17 protein-coding genes are annotated in these 17,395 nt (G+C 62.7%); 13 read left to right on the plus strand and 4 right to left on the minus strand.

The window, feature by feature from the left end; all coding sequences use genetic code 11:
• Positions 1-22: 22 nt before the first annotated feature.
• On the plus strand, positions 23-970 hold the full coding sequence (locus CH293_RS11765) for an acetaldehyde dehydrogenase (acetylating) (RefSeq protein ID WP_094720309.1): 948 nt from the start codon (positions 23-25) through the stop codon (positions 968-970).
• The gene (gene dmpG / locus CH293_RS11770; RefSeq protein WP_094720310.1) at positions 967-2,013 is read left to right on the plus strand and encodes a 4-hydroxy-2-oxovalerate aldolase; all 1,047 of its coding nucleotides are present in this window, start codon (positions 967-969) and stop codon (positions 2,011-2,013) included. Before CH293_RS11765 ends, dmpG begins: the two co-directional genes overlap by 4 nt.
• A 70-nt stretch (positions 2,014-2,083) precedes the next feature.
• Here the strand turns inward: dmpG and CH293_RS28205 are convergent, their stop codons facing one another.
• Positions 2,084-2,221 carry a hypothetical protein gene (locus CH293_RS28205; RefSeq protein WP_176459987.1) on the minus strand — a complete coding sequence of 46 codons (138 nt, stop codon included), beginning with the start codon at positions 2,219-2,221 and terminating at the stop codon, positions 2,084-2,086.
• Positions 2,222-2,377: 156 nt separating this feature from the next.
• Here CH293_RS28205 and CH293_RS11775 point away from each other — a divergent pair, with 156 nt between their 5' ends.
• Positions 2,378-3,691, plus strand: a complete 1,314-nt coding sequence (locus tag CH293_RS11775; protein WP_255122826.1) for an MFS transporter — start codon at positions 2,378-2,380, stop codon at positions 3,689-3,691.
• Here the strand turns inward: CH293_RS11775 and CH293_RS11780 are convergent.
• Positions 3,665-4,606 (minus strand): AraC family transcriptional regulator, encoded by a 942-nt coding sequence (locus CH293_RS11780; protein ID WP_094720311.1) that lies wholly within the window; start codon positions 4,604-4,606, stop codon positions 3,665-3,667. The two genes, CH293_RS11775 and CH293_RS11780, sit on opposite strands and share 27 nt — an antisense overlap.
• A gap of 228 nt (positions 4,607-4,834) precedes the next feature.
• On the opposite strand from CH293_RS11780, the gene CH293_RS11785 reads away from it, so the two are divergent.
• The 10 genes from CH293_RS11785 (at position 4,835) to CH293_RS11830 (ending at position 16,264) form a co-directional block, all read left to right on the plus strand.
• Positions 4,835-5,401, plus strand: a complete 567-nt coding sequence (locus CH293_RS11785) for a flavin reductase family protein (protein ID WP_037104214.1) — start codon at positions 4,835-4,837, stop codon at positions 5,399-5,401.
• A 50-nt stretch (positions 5,402-5,451) separates the two neighbouring features.
• Positions 5,452-7,065, plus strand: a complete 1,614-nt coding sequence (locus tag CH293_RS11790; protein WP_094720312.1) for a 4-hydroxyphenylacetate 3-hydroxylase family protein — start codon at positions 5,452-5,454, stop codon at positions 7,063-7,065.
• A gap of 16 nt (positions 7,066-7,081) precedes the next feature.
• The gene (locus CH293_RS11795; RefSeq protein WP_255122827.1) at positions 7,082-7,489 is read left to right on the plus strand and encodes a 2Fe-2S iron-sulfur cluster-binding protein; all 408 of its coding nucleotides are present in this window, start codon (positions 7,082-7,084) and stop codon (positions 7,487-7,489) included.
• Positions 7,480-8,394 (plus strand): catechol 2,3-dioxygenase, encoded by a 915-nt coding sequence (locus CH293_RS11800; RefSeq protein ID WP_037104219.1) that lies wholly within the window; start codon positions 7,480-7,482, stop codon positions 8,392-8,394. Before CH293_RS11795 ends, CH293_RS11800 begins: the two co-directional genes overlap by 10 nt.
• Before the next feature lie 35 nt (positions 8,395-8,429).
• Positions 8,430-9,263 carry an alpha/beta fold hydrolase gene (locus CH293_RS11805; protein ID WP_094720314.1) on the plus strand — a complete coding sequence of 278 codons (834 nt, stop codon included), beginning with the start codon at positions 8,430-8,432 and terminating at the stop codon, positions 9,261-9,263.
• Positions 9,264-9,700: 437 nt separating this feature from the next.
• Entirely contained in the window at positions 9,701-10,330 is a 630-nt protein-coding gene (locus tag CH293_RS11810; RefSeq protein WP_094720315.1) for a GntR family transcriptional regulator, read from the plus strand.
• A 253-nt stretch (positions 10,331-10,583) separates the two neighbouring features.
• Positions 10,584-11,612 carry a zinc-binding dehydrogenase gene (locus CH293_RS11815; RefSeq protein ID WP_176459988.1) on the plus strand — a complete coding sequence of 343 codons (1,029 nt, stop codon included), beginning with the start codon at positions 10,584-10,586 and terminating at the stop codon, positions 11,610-11,612.
• On the plus strand, positions 11,609-12,844 hold the full coding sequence (locus CH293_RS11820) for an ABC transporter substrate-binding protein (RefSeq protein WP_094720317.1): 1,236 nt from the start codon (positions 11,609-11,611) through the stop codon (positions 12,842-12,844). The genes CH293_RS11815 and CH293_RS11820 overlap by 4 nt, the downstream gene beginning before the upstream one ends.
• Positions 12,845-12,878: 34 nt before the next feature.
• Complete coding sequence (locus CH293_RS11825) at positions 12,879-15,557, plus strand: branched-chain amino acid ABC transporter permease/ATP-binding protein (RefSeq protein ID WP_094720318.1); 2,679 nt, start codon at positions 12,879-12,881, stop codon at positions 15,555-15,557.
• A complete protein-coding gene (locus CH293_RS11830) occupies positions 15,557-16,264 on the plus strand; it encodes an ABC transporter ATP-binding protein (protein ID WP_094720319.1) in 708 nt (235 codons plus the stop codon). Before CH293_RS11825 ends, CH293_RS11830 begins: the two co-directional genes overlap by 1 nt.
• A 59-nt stretch (positions 16,265-16,323) precedes the next feature.
• Here CH293_RS11830 and CH293_RS11835 read toward each other — a convergent pair whose 3' ends face one another.
• Positions 16,324-16,737, minus strand: coding sequence for a VOC family protein (locus CH293_RS11835; RefSeq protein ID WP_037104240.1), 414 nt, complete (start codon positions 16,735-16,737; stop codon positions 16,324-16,326).
• Between the two features lie 22 nt (positions 16,738-16,759).
• A complete protein-coding gene (locus CH293_RS11840; protein WP_094720320.1) occupies positions 16,760-17,179 on the minus strand; it encodes a helix-turn-helix domain-containing protein in 420 nt (139 codons plus the stop codon).
• Between the last annotated feature and the right edge of the window lie 216 nt (positions 17,180-17,395).

Raw genomic sequence — 17,395 nt, forward strand, 5'->3', positions numbered from 1 at the left:
GCTACAAGAATCGAAGGACAGCATGAGCAAAACGAAAGTGGCCGTGATCGGGTCCGGGAATATCGGCACCGACCTCGTCGTCAAATTGAAGCGGGTAGCGAAGAACGTCGAGATTGCGGTGCTGGTCGGCATCGACCCGGCGTCCGACGGTCTCGCGCGGGCTCGTCGGCTGGGAATCAGCACGGTGGATTCAGGCGTGCAAGGACTGATCGAGCACCCCGCGTTCGCCGACATAGACATCGTCTTCGACTCGACCTCCGCCAAAGCGCACGTCGCCAACGAGGAGGCACTCAGGCCACACGACAAGCGACTGATCGATCTCACTCCCGCGGCGATCGGTCCGTACGTCGTTCCGGCTGTGAATCTCGAGGAACATCTGGACGCGCCGGATGTGAACATGGTGACCTGTGGCGGACAGGCGACCATCCCGATAGTGGCCGCAATTTCCCAGGTGACGCCGGTCCACTACGCAGAAATCGTCGCGTCGATCGCGTCGAAATCGGCTGGACCGGGCACCCGGGCGAACATCGACGAGTTCACCGAAACCACCTCCGAGGCAATCGAAAAGGTAGGGGGTGCGGCTCGAGGCAAAGCCATCATCGTCCTCAACCCGGCCGAGCCGCCGCTGATCATGCGCGACACCGTCCTCGCACTGGTCTCGAACCCGGATCAGGACGCAATCCGTGCGTCCATTCTGAACATGGTCGCCAAGGTCTCGTCGTACGTCCCGGGCTACCGACTCAAACAAGAGGTCCAGTTCACCCAACTCGACGACGCCGAATCCGTCGAGACTCTGACCGGCGGCGTCGACAAGGGTCCCGGACTGTGGAAGGTCTCGGTGTTCCTCGAAGTCGAAGGCGCCGCACACTACCTGCCCGCGTATGCGGGCAACCTCGACATCATGACCTCTGCTGCCCTGCAGGTCGCGGAGAAGATCGCGGAAACCGCAACACTGGAGGCATCACGATGAGCGAAACCTCGACACGACCGAACGCGACCGACGGTGCTGCCCTGTACATTCAGGACGTCACACTCCGTGATGGAATGCACGCGATGCGGCACCGCATCAGTCCGGAAAACGTTGCGCGCGTGGCCAGTGCGCTCGACAGTGCCGGCGTCGATGCCATCGAGGTCACTCACGGTGACGGCCTCGCAGGCCACAGCCTGACCTACGGGGCGGGTAGCAACACCGACTGGGAATGGATCGAAGCAGCTGCCGCGGTGGTGCACCGCGCCGAACTGACCACGCTGTTGCTCCCCGGAGTCGGTACCGTGAAGGAACTCGAGCACGCTTTCGAACTCGGTGTCACCTCGGTACGGGTGGCGACTCACTGCACCGAAGCGGACGTCTCCGCGCAGCACATCAGCACAGCACGTGAGCTCGGTATGGATGTCTCCGGATTCCTGATGATGTCCCACCTCGCGGAACCGGCACAGCTGGCGGAGCAAGCGAAACTGATGGAATCGTATGGTGCGCACTGTGTGTACGTCACCGATTCGGGTGGCCGCCTGACCATGAACGGGGTCCGCGACAGGGTGCGCGCCTACCGAGACGTCCTTCGAGCCGAGACTCAGATCGGTATTCACGCTCACCAGAATCTGTCGCTCTCGGTCGCGAATTCCGTCGTTGCCGTCGAAGAGGGTGTCACACGCGTCGACGCATCTCTCGCTGGGCACGGTGCCGGTGCGGGCAACTGTCCTATCGAACCGTTCATCGCTGTCGCTGACCTGCACGGGTGGAAGCACGCCTGTGATCTGTTCGGACTCCAGGACGCGGCCGACGACATAGTTCGGCCGTTGCAGGACAGGCCGGTTCAAGTCGATCGTGAAACGCTGACCCTCGGGTACGCGGGTGTCTACTCGAGTTTCCTCCGCCACGCAGAGGCAGCAGCGAAGCAGTACGGACTCGACACCCGCGCAATCCTGCTCGCCGTCGGGGAACGCGGACTCGTCGGCGGACAGGAAGACCTGATCACCGACATCGCCCTCGATCTGGTTGCGTCCAAGAACTGAAATTCCGGTTTCGTCTCGGACAGCGAGGTCGGATGGATCGTCCTCACGCTGCAGGGACGGCTGACTGTAATCAGGTCTTCACGCCGTCGGTGCCGAGCGGTCGAACACCGCACGCGCACATTCCTTCCGGTGGGTTCGGATCGCCGTCGAGCATGGCGACGAAGTCGAACTGCTGATGAACCCCGATCGGTGCTGCTGTGGATTCCACGTCTCGATCCTCCTGTGTGTGAACGTGACCCGAACGTATGTGGAGGGAGTGAGAATGTCGATCCAGCCAACGCAGCGAGTATCCATATTCCGCAACGTGTGTGTCCGTGCCTCGTACCGGAGTTGTCCCGACCTATGGGACGCCAGGGCACACCTCATGCGTAAGTTCGTAGTGTCCAACATGTGGCAACACTTCTCGTGGAAGGCAGAGGGCGCAGACGCGATGGATGAAGGCAACACGGCGGGCCTGCTGACGACGCTGACGGGCGCCATGGCGATCGGTCCGCTGCTGACGTACGGTCTCAGTGCCACGGGCGCCCTCGTCGTGGATTCACTGCAGATCAGCCTCGCGCAGTTCGGATTGTTGGCGTCGGTGACGTTTCTGTCGGCGTCGCTGACGTCGCTGACGCTGGGGCGATCGACGGACCGGGGCAGTGTTCGCGCGTTGCTGCTGTTCGTCTTCGTCGGTGCCGGTGTGTCCTTCGTCTGCGCGGCATTGTCGACGAACTACATGTGGTTGTTGGTGTCCATGGTGGTGTCCGGAGTCGCGCAGTCACTGAGCAACCCAGCGACCAACAGGGCGATCAGCGAGAACGCGCCGTCGGCGGTCCGCGGTCAGTGGGTGGGCATCAAGCAATCCGGCGTCCAGTTCAGTCAATTTCTCGCGGGTCTCGGTTGTCCTGCGGTTGCCCTCGTCCTCGGATGGAGAGGTGCGCTGTGGATCGGTGCAGCTCTGAGCGTCGTAGGAATCGCAGTCGTGTTCTTCTCGTGGCCGCGCAGCCCGCACGCGCGTGCTTCGGGAGTTCTTCCGCGGGCCCGCGACGAGATAGAGCGACAGAAGATCCCGGTATCGGTCTGGGTGTTCGCGGCGTACGCGTTCGTCTCCGGAGCAGCGGTCCAGGCGACCAACGTCTACTTGCCGTTGTTCGCTCACGATGCGCTGGGTCTGTCCCTGGCGGTAGGCGGCGCGGCTGCCGCAGCGGCAGGTGCCCTCGGGGTCGCGTCGAGAATTCTGTGGGGACGTGCGCTGTCGGGAGCGATCGACACCTACGTGCTGTTGCTGATTCTGGCTTCGGGTTCGGCAGCAGGGTCGCTGTCTCTTCTATGTGCCGGGGTAACCGGTTGGCAGGCCCTGCTGTGGGTGGGTGTGGCGCTACACGGAGTGTCTGCGCTCGCTGCCAACGTGGTGTTGATGGCCGGATCTCTCAAAGTAGTCGACGCATCGATGGTCGGGAAGGCGTCCAGTGTCATCGCCGTCGGGATGTACTTCGGTTTCGCATTGGGTCCGGCGCTTGCCGGGCTCCTCGTCGATGCGACGGGTGCGTTCGCTGGAGGCTGGTCGATGGCGGTCTGCCTGTACCTGGTGTGCGCGCTTCTGAGCGGAGTCGGGCTGTACTCGACGCGGCGTACGGCGGCGATGGCGGAGCGGGACAGGACCAGGATTTCAGTGCGCGAGCGTCGTCGACGGTAGCTCGCCGTACCTCCGCCGGTAGGCCGCAGCGAACCGGCCCGTGTGAGTGATACCGCAACTCGATGCAACGTCGAGAACGGTGGTAGGAGGTTGCGCGGCGAGCAGTTCGGCTCGCGCGCGTTCGAGCCGAACGGAGTTGAGGTACTCGAAGGGTGTCATCCCGACGTATTCTCGAAAACCCTGTTGGAGACGCCGGACGCTGACTCCTGCGATCGCGCACATTTCACCTGGCGTCCACGCCCGTGCCGGATCGTCGTCGATGGCGCTGACGACGCGGCGAACGATCCTCGGGCGAGTTCCTGGTCGCCCGGTCGACACGTCGTCGACGGTTGCGAGTACGAATCCAGTCGTGAGTACACCCGCCAGCTGGCGGCGCATCAGATCGTTGTGCAACAGCGCATCGTCCTCACGCACCTGCTCGTAGACGCTTCGGACCAGCCTGAGCCAGCTCTGACCCCCTGCAGCTGTCAGATCCAGCTGAAGTGGCACGGGAGACGCAGGCCGGTCCAGTATTCGCTCCATCTCGGTGTGCAGGTACGCCTCGTCGATCTTGAACCCCACGATTCGGCAGCTGGTCTCCCACTGCGGGATGACCGTGAGCGCGTCCGGAGGGCACGCGGTGGCTTGCCCGACGCCGGAAATCACCTCGACGCCGTTGGTCGAGGACGTCATGGAGCCCGACACCGGGATGTTGATGCCGTAAGCGCCGGGATGATCAGAACTGACAGACACCTCGGCACCTAATTGGATATGGGTGATTCTGCATGTGCCGAGGTCGGCAGAGCCGACCGCCGCGGCAGCTTCCGCGCCGGCCGTCAGAGGGTGCATCTCGTGCGGAAAGTACGCATCGGCCACGGCTTCGTGGACGTGTTCCCAATCAGGGAACCGTGCAGCCTCTTCGTCGTTCGATGCCATTGTCCTGCTCTCACCTTCCCACCGACCTCGTGGCGGACGATCCTCGGTGACAGCCATCTTGCCGTGATTCCGCTCACTATATGCGGATTCGAGTTGCGTTATCGAGGTCGTTGCGTCTGGTGGATATTCGTTTCGCTCGGTGGATCGACGGGTGCGTGACCCCGGTCATAGGTTGCTCGTCGAGACCACAAGACCGGATACGACGATTTGGATCGAAGGTGTACCGAAATGGATCCACGCAAACTGCGAAATATCTTCGGAGAGTTCGCCAGTGGCGTCACTGTCATCACGTGCCGAAACGATGCAGGAGAACCGCACGGTGCCACCGTCACGGCATTCACGTCGATCTCGCTGGAGCCGGCGTTGTGCCAGGTCACACTGACCAGATCGTCCAAAGCGTGCAAATACCTGGGCGGGTCTCCATTCGCCGTCAACATCCTCGCATCCGACCAGAGCGACACGGCCATGCACTTCGCCGGACGTCCCCGTGACCCAGGTCCCAGATGGGCCGACGGGCCGACGGCGCCGCTCCTGTGCGGTTCGGCGGCGACCCTGTCCTGCACCCCGTGGGCGGAGTACGACGGCGGTGACCACATCATCTTCATCGGCGAGATCGTCGAGGCCACCGCATCGGGCGCGGACCCACTCGTCTTCTATCGCAGTACATTTCACGACCTCGGTGCACCGTCTCACGCCGCGGCGTGGAACGGATCGATGGACGATCCCAACAGCGGCTGGTTCGACGAGACCACGGTCTTCCGTCCGATCGCACCACGTATCAAGACACCAGCCTGACCTGCCCCCATCCACCTACTCGAGACCCATCCGAGAAGAACAGGAAGACCATGACCGCAACACTGCCCGACGCAACACCCACAGACTCCACGCAGGTCAACCCTGCGGCCGACAGTGAGGTCAACACGCCGCAGGTGTACGCGACCAAGCCCATGACGGGCGACGAGTACATCGAGTCCATCGCGGACGACCGCGAGATCTGGTTGCACGGAGAGCGAGTGAAGGACCACACCAATCACCCGGCCTTCCGCAACTCGGTGCGCATGATCGCTCGGCTGTACGACTCGATGCACAGCGGCGAGCACGTCGATACGCTTACCTGTCCGACGGATACCGGCAGCGGCGGCGTGACGATGCCGTTCTTCCGCACCGCGAAGACTGCAGAGGACGTGCTCGCCGACCGAGACGCCATCGCCACTTGGGCCAGAATGACCTACGGCTGGATGGGCCGCAGCCCCGACTACAAGGCGTCCTTTCTAGGTACGTTGCACGCCAACAAGGAGCTGTACTCGCCGTTCGAGGCCAACGCCGAGCGGTGGTACCGCGAGTCCCAGGAAAAAGTTCTCTACTGGAATCACGCCATCATCAACCCGCCCGTAGATCGCGGACTACCCCCGGACCAGGTCGGCGATGTCTTCATGAAGGTCGAGAAGGAGACCGACTCCGGTCTGGTCGTCTCCGGGGCCAAGGTGGTGGCCACGGGATCTGCAGTGACCAATTACAACTTCATCGCCCATTACGGTCTCCCGATCAAGAAGAAGGAATTCGCGCTCATCTGCACGGTTCCGATGGGATCACCTGGCGTCAAGCTCATCTCGCGCGCATCCTACGCACAGAACGCCGCGATCGTCGGAACACCGTTCGACTATCCGCTCTCGTCGAGGATGGACGAGAACGATGCCATCCTCGTCTTCGACAAAGTCCTCGTGCCGTGGGAGAACGTGTTCATGTACGGGGCGGTGGAGAAGATCAACACCTTCTTCCCGCAGTCCGGATTCCTGCCACGCGCGATGCTCCAGGGCTGCACTCGTCTGGCAGTCAAACTCGATTTCATCGCCGGTCTCCTGCTCAAGGCGCTCGACTGCACCGGTGCAGGCAACTTCCGCGGCGTCCAGACGCGGGTGGGTGAGGTGATCGGATGGCGAAACCTGTTCTGGTCGTTGACCGAATCGATGGCTCGCGACCCAGAACAGTGGATCGGTGACACCGTGATTCCCAAGCTGGAGTACGGCCTCACCTATCGTATGTTCATGATGCAGGGATACCCACGCATCAAGGAGATCATCGAACAGGACGTGGCGTCCGGTCTCATCTACCTGCCGTCCTCTGCCGCCGACTTCAAATCTCCGGAACTTCGTCCCTTCCTGGACAAGTACGTTCGCGGTTCGGACGGGATCGACGCAGTCGAACGCGTCAAGGTGATGAAGGCGCTGTGGGATTCGATCGGCTCCGAATTCGGTGGGCGACACGAACTCTACGAGCGCAACTACTCCGGAAATCATGAGAACGTCAAAGCCGAACTGTTGTTCGGTGCCCAGGCTACCGGAGTTGTCGGTGGGATGAAGGGTCTGGCCGAGACATTCATGAGCGAGTACAACCTGGACGGTTGGACGGTTCCCGACCTCATCGGAAACGACGACGTGAATGTCTTCCTACGCAAATAACGACGGTGACGACCTGATGCCACCGGTTCCCGGAAGTTCCGGTGGCTTCCACGTCGTGGTCAGGCCCACCGGCGTAGATGTCGAGGTTCGCGCAGGTGAAACCATCGTCGACGCGTTACGGCGCAACGGGTATCGCACTCGCTACAAGTGTCGTCGTGGCGGCTGCGGGGCCTGTAGAGCAACCCTCGTCGAAGGATCCGTCGAGTACACCGCCGTCATCAGCGACGTTGTGCTCGACGGGCCGAGCCCGGCACCCGAGGAGCACAAATGCCTTCCGTGTCGAGCCACCCCACAGTCGGATGTCGTGATCGAACTGGGCGCCCGAGACCGCATCGTCAACGTGTTCGAAGCACTCGGTTGCACGTCCGCACCGACGCACACCACCACTCACCACTCGAGTCAGGAGCAAGACCTATGTCCGTGATGCGTCTGGGTTACGTCCATATCGACGTAACCGATCTGGAAGAAGCGAAGACCCACTACATCAACACACTTGGCATGGACGCCGTCCACGAGGACGACGGCACCGTCTACCTCAAGTCGTGGGACGAGGCAGACCATCACTCCGTCGTTCTTCGCGAAGGCGGCGTCGGTCTGGCGAAGCTCGGTTACAAGGTGTCCGACGAGAAGTCCCTGGCCGAGATCGAGAACCGAGTCCGCGCGTTCGGTGCTCGATACGAGCGTATGAGCAAGGGCGACAACCAATCCGTCGGAGACGGACTACGGGTGACGCTCCCGTCCGAACATACTCTGGAGCTGTACACCGACATCGAATACGTCGGTACGGCAACGGGATTGTGGAACCCGGACCCGTGGCCGCGTTCCGGTGTGCGCGGGATCGGTGTTCCCCGCCTCGACCACACCCTGATCACGACCGAGGACCCGGTTCTGCTCGAGCGCTTCTTCGAGGAGTGCCTGGAGTTCCAGCCCGCCGAGCGGCTGGTGGGCGGCGAGGACAACACCGACCTGGTGGCGTCCTGGATGTTCTGTGGTGAACAACCCCACGACATCGCATTCGTCAAAGGCGAGAACGGAAAACTTCATCATTTCGCGTACCACATCGCCGACTGGTCGGCATTACTGCACGCCGGCGACGTGTTTTCGATGCACGACGTGCCCATCGACTTCGGGCCCGCGCGTCACGGCATCACCCGGGGCGAGACCATCTACTTCTTCGACCCGGCGGGAAACCGCAACGAGGTGTTCTCGGGCGGCTACCGCACCGGCAAAGATTTCCGGACCATCACGTGGACCATGGATCAGGCTGCCCGTGGAATCAACTACACCCACCGTGAACTGGATCAGGACTTCCTGACGGTCGTCACCTAGACAGCCGACACGCGACAGAGAGACGAGATTCTCACATGACCACCGCTACCGAGCAGACACCAGAGATAGCGAAGACCGTCGATGCAGGCGGAATCGCCACCAACTATCACGACGAAGGAACCGGCGCACCGGTGATCTTGATTCACGGGTCGGGACCAGGCGTCACGGCATGGGCAAACTGGCGCGGCGTGATTCCCGAACTGTCGAAGACGTTCCGCGTAGTCGCCCCCGACATCCTCGGATTCGGTTTCACCGAGCGCCCCGACGGCGTCCAGTACGGAATGGAGGTGTGGACCCGGCATCTCGTCGATTTTCTCGACGCTCTCGAATTGGATCGAGTATCGATCGTAGGCAACAGTTTCGGCGGTGCGCTTGCCCTGAGCATCGCCACCCGGCATCCCGAACGCGTCGACAAGCTGGTATTGATGGGAAGCGTCGGCGTCCCATTCGAGATCACCGACGGGCTGGACGCGGTGTGGGGGTTCGAGCCGTCATTCGAGAACATGAGGTCGCTGCTCGATGTGTTCGCGTACGACCGGTCCCTGGTGAACGACGAGCTAGCCAGGCTCCGGCTTGCCGCGGCCACCCGTCCCGGAGTGCAGGAGGCATTCAGCGCGATGTTCCCTGCGCCGAGGCAGCAGGGGGTGGACGCGATGACGGTCGATCAGGAGCTCGTCGGGAAGCTGCAGAACGACACCCTGATCGTGCACGGACGCGACGATCAGGTGATCCCGATGTCGAACTCGGTCGAGCTGGCCGGCTTGATCGACAAGTCACAACTGCACGTCTTCGGTCGTTGCGGCCACTGGGTGCAGATCGAAGAGTCGGCGCGGTTCAATGCGCTCGTCGGGAGCTTCCTGGCCGAGTGAGATGCGTGGTTTCTGCTGTCATGGGGGAGGTAGGCCAAGGGCGTCGTCGAATACCCTGAGCTGCACAGTGTTCCGCTGTTCCTAGAAATCGGTTGACAAAGCGCGAGAGGTCTACCTCTCGCGCTTTGTGCTGTTCGCGCGCATCGATTCACCCCCGTTGGACCCGATACAACTCGAAGACCGAATATCTTGCGGCGAACCTCGGCGCCGAAACTCTGTTTTCCCAGCTCAGAGTGCTGAAGAGGGCGTGCTCAAACCGCTTAACTTATTTGTAACGCAGGGGCAGTGCAGCGCAAAATCTTCTTCCCTACATTGACTTCATGCTTCGACACGGATCAGGGCCTCACCCACGGACGGGACGGCGCAACGCCGCGGCCCGGCGTGTGCGCGACCTGCTTCGTTCGGCGATCGTGCACGGCTAGTTCCGGGCCGGTACCTTGCCGAGCGAACCGTCGTTGATGTTGTCGTTCTCCACGAGCAGGCAGGTTATCCGTGACGCACTTGCGCTGCTCCGAGACGAAGGCCTCGTGCGACGGGCCCAGGGTGCAGGAACCCTGTCCACCGCCACCGGAGTTCGGCACGATTTCGACTTCCTGCACGGTCCGGCCGGCGTCGACGTCGACATCAGTCACGAGGTGCTCTCGGTCAACCAGGAGGCGGCGTCGCCCCAGGTCGCCCAAAGGCTGCAGATCGATGTCGGGGTCGACTGTGGCGTCGTCGAACTGCTGACGTCGCTGGACGGTGAACCGTTCTACACCGCTACCACGTACGTGCCCGCGTCGTTCGTGCCCATGATTGCGCAGTTCGGACCTCGTACCGAATGGTTCGCCCTGTACGAAAGGGCCGGGATCCATTTGGGCACAACCGATCACTCCATAGAAGCTGTCGTCGCAGACGATCTGGTCGCCCAGTTGCTCGACGTTCGCGTGGGGCATCCACTGCTGCTGTTCGAACGGCTCGTACGCGATACCACCGGCACACCGGTGGAGTACGCCTTCACTCGCGTTCGGGGTGACCGGCTGACCTTGATGCAGCACCTGACCCGTCCGACGACACTCGATCCCTGACGGGACGCCGGACACAGTCGTTACCTGACGGCGCCGTAGGTACTGCGCCGACCCGATGGACCCCACGTCGAGGGTCGTGTGTGTTCTTTCGCGCGACCACCGAGTTGTGGCACCCGTGACCCACGTCTGCCGCAACGAGATCCGTTACACGCATGTCTTTTTCCGCCGGACGTGCGTCCAAGAGATAGAGGAAGAAAAGTTGAACTACATCGATTCCGCTTCGATATCGACTGTGCCCCGTGGATATCGGGGCGTGCCGCGCACGATGCGTGCCGTGAGGGCAGGCGTCGAAGGGGGTGGCCCCGAGTCGCTACAGCAGGAGGTCGTCCCCGTCCCGATTCCTAGCAGCGGGCAGGTCTTGGTGAAAGTCGATGCAACGACGGTTATTTCGTCGGAGATCGCCAGCCGGGAGGGGGTGTCGACGGCTCTGCTTCCCTTGACGCTCGGCAACGAGTTCATCGGTCGAGTGGTATCGGCCCCCGACAGGGACGTTGTGCTGGGTACCCGGGTCGCCGGCGGCTACGGCGGATACGGGTACACGCGCGACGGTGCCTGGGCGGAGTACATCTGCGTCGACACCGAAGACGCCATTCCCTTCGAATCCGAGCTCGATTCTGCAACCCTCGCGGCGATACCTGCTTCGTTCACTGCGGCATCGGGGAGCCTTGCAGCGTTGGGTGACATAGAAGGAAAGACCTTGATGATCCGCGGTGGTACCTCGGGTGTCGGTCTTGCACTTGCCTCACTTGCCAAGGATGCGGGCGCGCAGGTGATTTCCACGACGAGGGCGCCGCAGAAGCGCGAGCAGTTGCTTGCCCACGGTGTCGATCATGTAGTGGTCGACGGCCTCGGATTGCGCGAGGAGGTCGAGGCGATCATCCCCGGTGGCGCGGACTCGGCTGTCGACCTGCTCGGATTGGCGACCCTGCCGGACACGTTGAAGTGCGTGCGCGAGTACGGGGTCGTCTGTCTCACTGGGCTTCTGCAGGATCAGAAGAACTCGATGGTGAGCGGCGTCCGTGAAGATCGCTCCACCAACACTTTTCCGCACCCTCTCGAATTCATTCCACCGTCGGTTCGTCTCACGGCAGGGGGAGTGCACGGATCACCGCGGACCCCACAGATGCTCCGGGATTGGATACGCGGAATCGAAACCGGTCGGTACCGCATGCCCGTCGACTCGGTCTTCCCTCTCGAGAAGATGGCCGATGCCCATCGACGCCGAGCCGACCCGGCTGCATTCGGAAAAGTAGTCGTCACCGTGTCGAAGGACGAATCATGAAACGTTCCGTGAAGGCCGCACTGGTCTGCGCAGCGACATCGGTGCTTGCGATCGGATGCAGCACGGGATCGTCGGCCTCCGAATATGGCACCGGTGTTGATGTGTTCGCCGGACTCACAGGCGAACCCGTCAAGGTGATGACGATCGGAAACTGGACTCAACCGCTACTCGGAACATCCAACCCCGAGTTTCCGGCGGGTGCCCGCGCGGCTGCCGCAGCTGCCAACGCGGCCGGTGGCCTCGGCGGACGTCCGATCGAGGTGTTGGTCTGCAGCGACGAGCTCAACCCCGATGTCGCGCGGCAGTGTGCCCGCGAGGCGGTGAAGGCAAAGGTTGCAGCGGTCGTGGGTCTACAAACCACCAACGAGACGACTGTCCTCCCCATACTGGAGTCCGCAGGTATTCCCGCAGTGGGCGTATATCCCTTCACCGACATCGGGTTGAGCAGTCCTGCATCGTTCCCCGATGTATCCGGCTTCGTCGGCCAAACGCTGGGAATGGGGGTGCAGCTGGCGGCTGCAGGGGCGAGCGAGGTGAGCGTGGTCGTGCCCGGAGGGCTGGGCGGGATCTCGGGCGCCATCAGTAGTTCTGTCGAGGCCGGCGCGGCGCAGGCGAATGTCCCGTTCGCCAGCTTGGTCCAGGTACCCGCCAAATCACCGGACCTGAGCGCCGTCGTTGCCGCCGCCACGGACGATGGTGCAAGCGTCGCCGGATTTGCCAACGACGAAGCGGAATTCGTGCGATCGATGCGCATGCTCGCACCCGACTCGCACGTCACGACCTTCCCTTTCAACCTGACCGCCAAGGTTCTCGAGAGTGTCGGTGAGGACGCCGAGGGCGTCCTGTCGGTGGAGGGCTTCGTTCCCCCGTCGGCGGATACTCCGGGCATACGGCAGTTCCGGGCCGATCTCGAAGCCTTCGATCCGGCGATACCCGTAACCGCGACGGGACTGCACGAGTGGCTGGCGATGTGGACCTTCGTCAGAGTGGCAGGCTCACTCGAGACCGTCAGCTCGACGTCGGTGCAGGACGCGATGAACAACGTTCGCGAACTCGACATGGGAGGCATCACCCCTCCGTACTCCACGACTTCGGGCAGCAGTCGATACCCCAGGTTGTTCAATCCGACGGTTGTTTTTCAGACGATCGAGGACGGTCAGACCGTCCTACAGAACCCAGCCGATCCTCCCTTCGTCCCGATCGGGGACCTGATCGACGCCGGTAACGGCTAGTCGCGAACGATCGCGACGGACAGGACACTTCCTCATGAACGATTTTCTGCAGTTCGCTCTTCTGGGAATCGGAGTCGGCGCGGTGTACGGCCTGTCGGCTCAAGGCCTGGTGCTGATTTTCCTGGGAAACAAGGTACTGAACTTCTCCCAGGGCGCGATCGCGCTCGTAGCGGCCTACGTGTACTTCGAACTCACCGACGCCGGCGTGCCGATGTGGACGTCGGTGCTCATCGCCCTGGCGGTCAGCGCCGTACTGGGAGCCGTCATCGAATTGGCGGTGATGCGGCCGTTGCGGGACGCTTCCTCGGTGACGCGATTGGTGGCCACCATCGGCCTGCTCACCGTCATTCAGTCCGCGGCCCTTCTGCGCTACGGCGACTCCACGCAGTTCGTACAGAGTGTGTTGCCGCGCAAGACCTGGCGTCTGACCGACCAACTCGTCATTACCTCGGACCGAGCCTTGCTCCTCCTCATCGGTTCGGTGATCACGTTCTTGCTCGTGTGCACCTACCGTTACACGCGGTTCGGAACGGCGACGGTGGCCGTCGCCGAAAATCCGCGAGCCGCCGAAGTACTTGGTTGGTCGTCGCGTTCCATATCGCTCGCCAACTGGGCATTCGGGGCGTTGCTCGCGGGTGGCGCGGGCATCCTGATTGCGCCGATCAACGGACTCAATGTCGTCGCCATGAGCAATGTGGTCTACGGGGCATTGGCGGCTGCGTTGATCGGTGCGTTCCGTTCCTTCGGATGGGCGATGGCAGGAGGTCTGCTTCTCGGCGTCGCGCAGGCCGAGACCGTTCGGATCAGCGGCGACGCAGGGTGGTCCACGGCCATCCCGTTCTTGGTGATCATCGCGGCGGTGTTGGTGCGTAGGAACACGTTGTCACCTCGCGGAGATGCCAAGCAGGCGCTCCCCGCAGTCGGATCGGGACGAATCGAACCGAGAACTGCGCTGACCACAGCAGTCGTGGTTGTGGTGGCCATCTTCCTCATGTCGGGCAACATGCTCGACGCTCTGTCCACGTCGCTCGTTGCCGCCATCATCGGACTGTCGATCGTGGTGTCGACGGGGTACGCCGGGCAGCTTTCCCTCGCGCAGTATGCGGTTGCCGGTCTCGGCGCACTCGTCGCAGCCCGGCTGGCGTCGGAGGTCGGTCTTCCGTTCGTGCTCTCACTGGTGGCCGGTGCAAGTGCAGGCGCCGCCGGAGGGGCGTTGATCGCAATGCTGTCGCTACGAGTCCGGGGCGACACGGTTGCGATCGTGACACTCGGTGTGGCCTTGGCGTTCCAGGCCCTCGTTCTGGCGAACCCGGCTTTCACCGGAGGTATTGCAGGGATATCGGTTCCGGCACCGACCGTGTTCGGTATCGATGTCGACAGCGTCGCTCACCCAACCAGGTTCGCGATACTCTGCGTCGTGATCCTGGCGCTGTGTTGCTGTGCAGTGGCCAACGTACGCCGCGGTGAGGCCGGTCGGAGGCTGCTGGCCACTCGGAGCGGTGAGCGTGCGGCAGCGACCCTCGGAATCAACACATCTCGGGCGAAGATCTATGCGCTGACCGTCGCGGGGGCGCTGGCGGGTCTGGCGGGTGCCGTCGAAGCATTCAGCCAACCGCAACTCGTATTCACGGGGTTCACGACGGACGCTGCGATGGCCCTGCTCGTCGCCGTCGTTCTGGCTGGGACCGGGTTCATCGCAGCCGGGCCTATGGCTGGGTTCGCGGTTACCGGCGGAGTGGTCTACTACCTGCTGACGCTCACCGGTTGGCAGCAATATCTACCGTTGGCTCTCGGTGTCCTTCTGCTCGTCAATCTAGTTCTCGTGCCCGACGGTCTCGTTCCACAGAATGCTGCGATGGCGCGGCGTCTGATGCGGCGTCTGATGCGGCGTAGCCCACGTTCGACGTTGTCCGAGACTGTAGCCGAACCCGTTGTGTTCGAGTCGTTCTCACGGCGTGGATCACATCTGGAAGTCCGTGACCTCAGTGTGTCGTTCGGCGGTGTCACCGCGCTGGACAATGTCAGCCTCACGGTTCCCGCGGGAAGCGTCGAAGGAGTCATCGGGCCGAACGGCGCCGGAAAGACGACGTTGATCGATTCCGTCACCGGCGTCACCCGCAGGTACGACGGCGACGTGTCGATCGACGGATGGTCCTTCGGTCGGATGTCTGCAGCAGCACGTGCGGAAGCGGGTCTCGGCCGGACGCTGCAAGCACTGGAACTGTTCGACGAGTTGACTGTTCGCGAGAATCTCGAGGTCGGCTCGGGTAGGCAGCGCAAGTGGACGTACCTGCGAGACCTGGTATGGCCGGCGAAAATGGCTTTGTCACCAGCCGCGTTGGTGGCCGTCGACCGATTCGGCCTCGCCACGGTACTCGATCGTCGTCCTCACGAACTGCCCTACGGACAAAGGCGGCTGGTAGCGATTGCCCGCGCCGTCGCGGCGCAACCGGCGGTGCTGCTACTCGATGAGCCTGCGGCCGGATTGTCCGCTCCCGAACGAGACGAGCTGGTGGACTTGATCAGGAGTCTCGTCGACGAATGCGGGATGGGTATTCTCCTCGTCGAACACGACGTGGACCTCGTCATGAAGGTGTGCGATCACATCACCGTCCTGGAATTCGGCAAAGTCGTCGCCCGCGGCACCCCGGCGGAGATTCGGCTGGACAGTGAAGTACGCCGGGCCTTCCTCGGAGAAACGGAAACAGTGTGATGTCGACATCGCTGGACAATTCGGTGCTCGCTGCGCGAAATCTGTGTGTCGGTTACGGGGAAATTCCCGTCCTTCACGACGTCAGTGTGGGCGTCGCGCCCGGAGAAGTGGTGGCCTTGCTGGGACGTAACGGCGCGGGGAAGAGCACGCTGCTTCTGGCCCTCGGCGGTATTCTGCGTCCGTCAGCGGGCGTCGTGGCGCTCGGTGGGAAGGAGTGCACCACCGCGGCTCACCGCCGGGCCCGGGACGGACTCGCTTACGTCATCGAGGAAAGGGGCGTGTTCACCGGGCTTTCAGTACTGCAGAACCTCCGCCTGGGGCAGGGAACCGTCGACGACGCGCTGGCCATCTTCCCGGAGCTCGAACCGCACCTGACTCGATCGGCAGGTCTTCTCTCCGGTGGCCAGCAGCAGATGCTTGCGGTCGCCCGCGCACTGGCAGCAAAACCGAAGGTGCTCTTGGTGGACGAACTCTCGCTCGGACTCGCACCGTTGGTGGTGGAGAGAATCTTCCGCGCGATCGACGAGGCACGAAGCACCGGGGTCGGCGTGATGCTGGTGGAGCAGCACTCTCGCACAGCCCTGCAAGTCGCAGACCGCGCCTACGTGCTCGATCAGGGCCGGATAGTGCTCGACGGAGCCGCGTCGGACATGTTGCCGAGGATCGACGAGATCGAGCAGGCTTATCTGGGGGTCGGCGGACAGTGACCGCAGTACTGCCACTCGTGAACTCGTAGCGCCCCCGGCGTGCGTCGTCGGAGAGTGCGTCAGGCAGGCTGGCTGACGCGGATGTGGTTGCCGAAGGGGTCGCGGAAGCCGAAGTCGGTGCCGTACGGCTGTTCGACAGGTTCCTGAGTAATGTCGACTCCGGCATCACGGAGGGCTGCGAAGGTGGCGTGGACGTCACTGCTCGTGAGGAACAGTCCACCCAGCGCACCTTTGGTGACGAGTTCACGCACCTGGGCGGCGGTTTCGTCGTCATGTTGGGGGCCTCCGACGAGCTCGAGCAGCAGCTGAACACCGCCTCCGGGAAGAGCAACGGTCAACCACCGCATGAAGCCGAGGTCGATGTCGTCGTGGACCTCGAAGCCCAGGTGGGTGGAGTAGAAGTTCAGCGCTTCGTCCTGGTCGAGGACAGGGACACTCTTGATGAGGACGGAGGTGATGTGGTTAGTGGTCATGATTGCGACGTTAGTAGACCGTCTACCCGTGGCGCTTCTCCGAAACCGCTGTCCGCGGACGGGTCCATGCTGCAATGAAGCAGGACGGAACGTGGACGGGTTGATTTCGTGCTCGGAAGTCCGACGGTGAACACCCCACGATTGTCGTGAAGGTCCTGCTGAACGTGCCCAGGCTGGCAAAACCGACGTCCCACGCCACGGAGGTGACGGGGCGATCGGTCTGGCGAAGCAGCGTCATCGCTCGTTCGACGCGTCGGCGTTGGAGGTAGCGGTGCGGAGTCTCACCGAATACCTGCTTGAACACCCTGCCGAACTGCGAGGCACTCAGGTGCGCAACCGCGGCAAGTGTTGGCACGTCCAGTGGTTCAGCGTACCGGCGGTCCATTGCGTCCCGTGCTCGCAGCATTCGACGATTGATGTCCTCCTGTGGTGTCAACTGCATGTGGCGGCCTCCCGCAGGTCACCCTAACGTCCCCGGACGTCAGAAGGGTGGTGGTTTCTTTCGTTCGCGGAGGCGTTGGATGGTTTTGTGTTGTCGTAGTTTTCGGCGGAGGAGTCGGATTCGGGTGCGGGCGGTGTCGGTGGGTGCGTGTCGGAGGTCGGCGGTGGTGGGTTCGGGTGTGGTGGGGGGCATGTGTTGTTCCCACCAGGTGCCCGC

The sequence above is a fragment of the Rhodococcus sp. 14-2470-1b genome, assembly GCF_002259415.1.
In the GTDB taxonomy this organism is placed as follows: domain Bacteria; phylum Actinomycetota; class Actinomycetes; order Mycobacteriales; family Mycobacteriaceae; genus Rhodococcoides.

Coding starts and splice junctions, on each gene's coding strand:
- CH293_RS11765 (WP_094720309.1), top strand. CDS start 23: ATGAGCAAAACGAAAGTGGCCGTGATCGGGTCCGGGAATATCGGCACC.
- dmpG (WP_094720310.1), top strand. CDS start 967: ATGAGCGAAACCTCGACACGACCGAACGCGACCGACGGTGCTGCCCTG.
- CH293_RS11775 (WP_255122826.1), top strand. CDS start 2,378: ATGCGTAAGTTCGTAGTGTCCAACATGTGGCAACACTTCTCGTGGAAG.
- CH293_RS11780 (WP_094720311.1), bottom strand. CDS start 4,606: ATGGCATCGAACGACGAAGAGGCTGCACGGTTCCCTGATTGGGAACAC.
- CH293_RS11785 (WP_037104214.1), top strand. CDS start 4,835: ATGGATCCACGCAAACTGCGAAATATCTTCGGAGAGTTCGCCAGTGGC.
- CH293_RS11790 (WP_094720312.1), top strand. CDS start 5,452: ATGACCGCAACACTGCCCGACGCAACACCCACAGACTCCACGCAGGTC.
- CH293_RS11795 (WP_255122827.1), top strand. CDS start 7,082: ATGCCACCGGTTCCCGGAAGTTCCGGTGGCTTCCACGTCGTGGTCAGG.
- CH293_RS11800 (WP_037104219.1), top strand. CDS start 7,480: ATGTCCGTGATGCGTCTGGGTTACGTCCATATCGACGTAACCGATCTG.
- CH293_RS11805 (WP_094720314.1), top strand. CDS start 8,430: ATGACCACCGCTACCGAGCAGACACCAGAGATAGCGAAGACCGTCGAT.
- CH293_RS11820 (WP_094720317.1), top strand. CDS start 11,609: ATGAAACGTTCCGTGAAGGCCGCACTGGTCTGCGCAGCGACATCGGTG.
- CH293_RS11825 (WP_094720318.1), top strand. CDS start 12,879: ATGAACGATTTTCTGCAGTTCGCTCTTCTGGGAATCGGAGTCGGCGCG.
- CH293_RS11830 (WP_094720319.1), top strand. CDS start 15,557: ATGTCGACATCGCTGGACAATTCGGTGCTCGCTGCGCGAAATCTGTGT.
- CH293_RS11835 (WP_037104240.1), bottom strand. CDS start 16,737: ATGACCACTAACCACATCACCTCCGTCCTCATCAAGAGTGTCCCTGTC.
- CH293_RS11840 (WP_094720320.1), bottom strand. CDS start 17,179: ATGCAGTTGACACCACAGGAGGACATCAATCGTCGAATGCTGCGAGCA.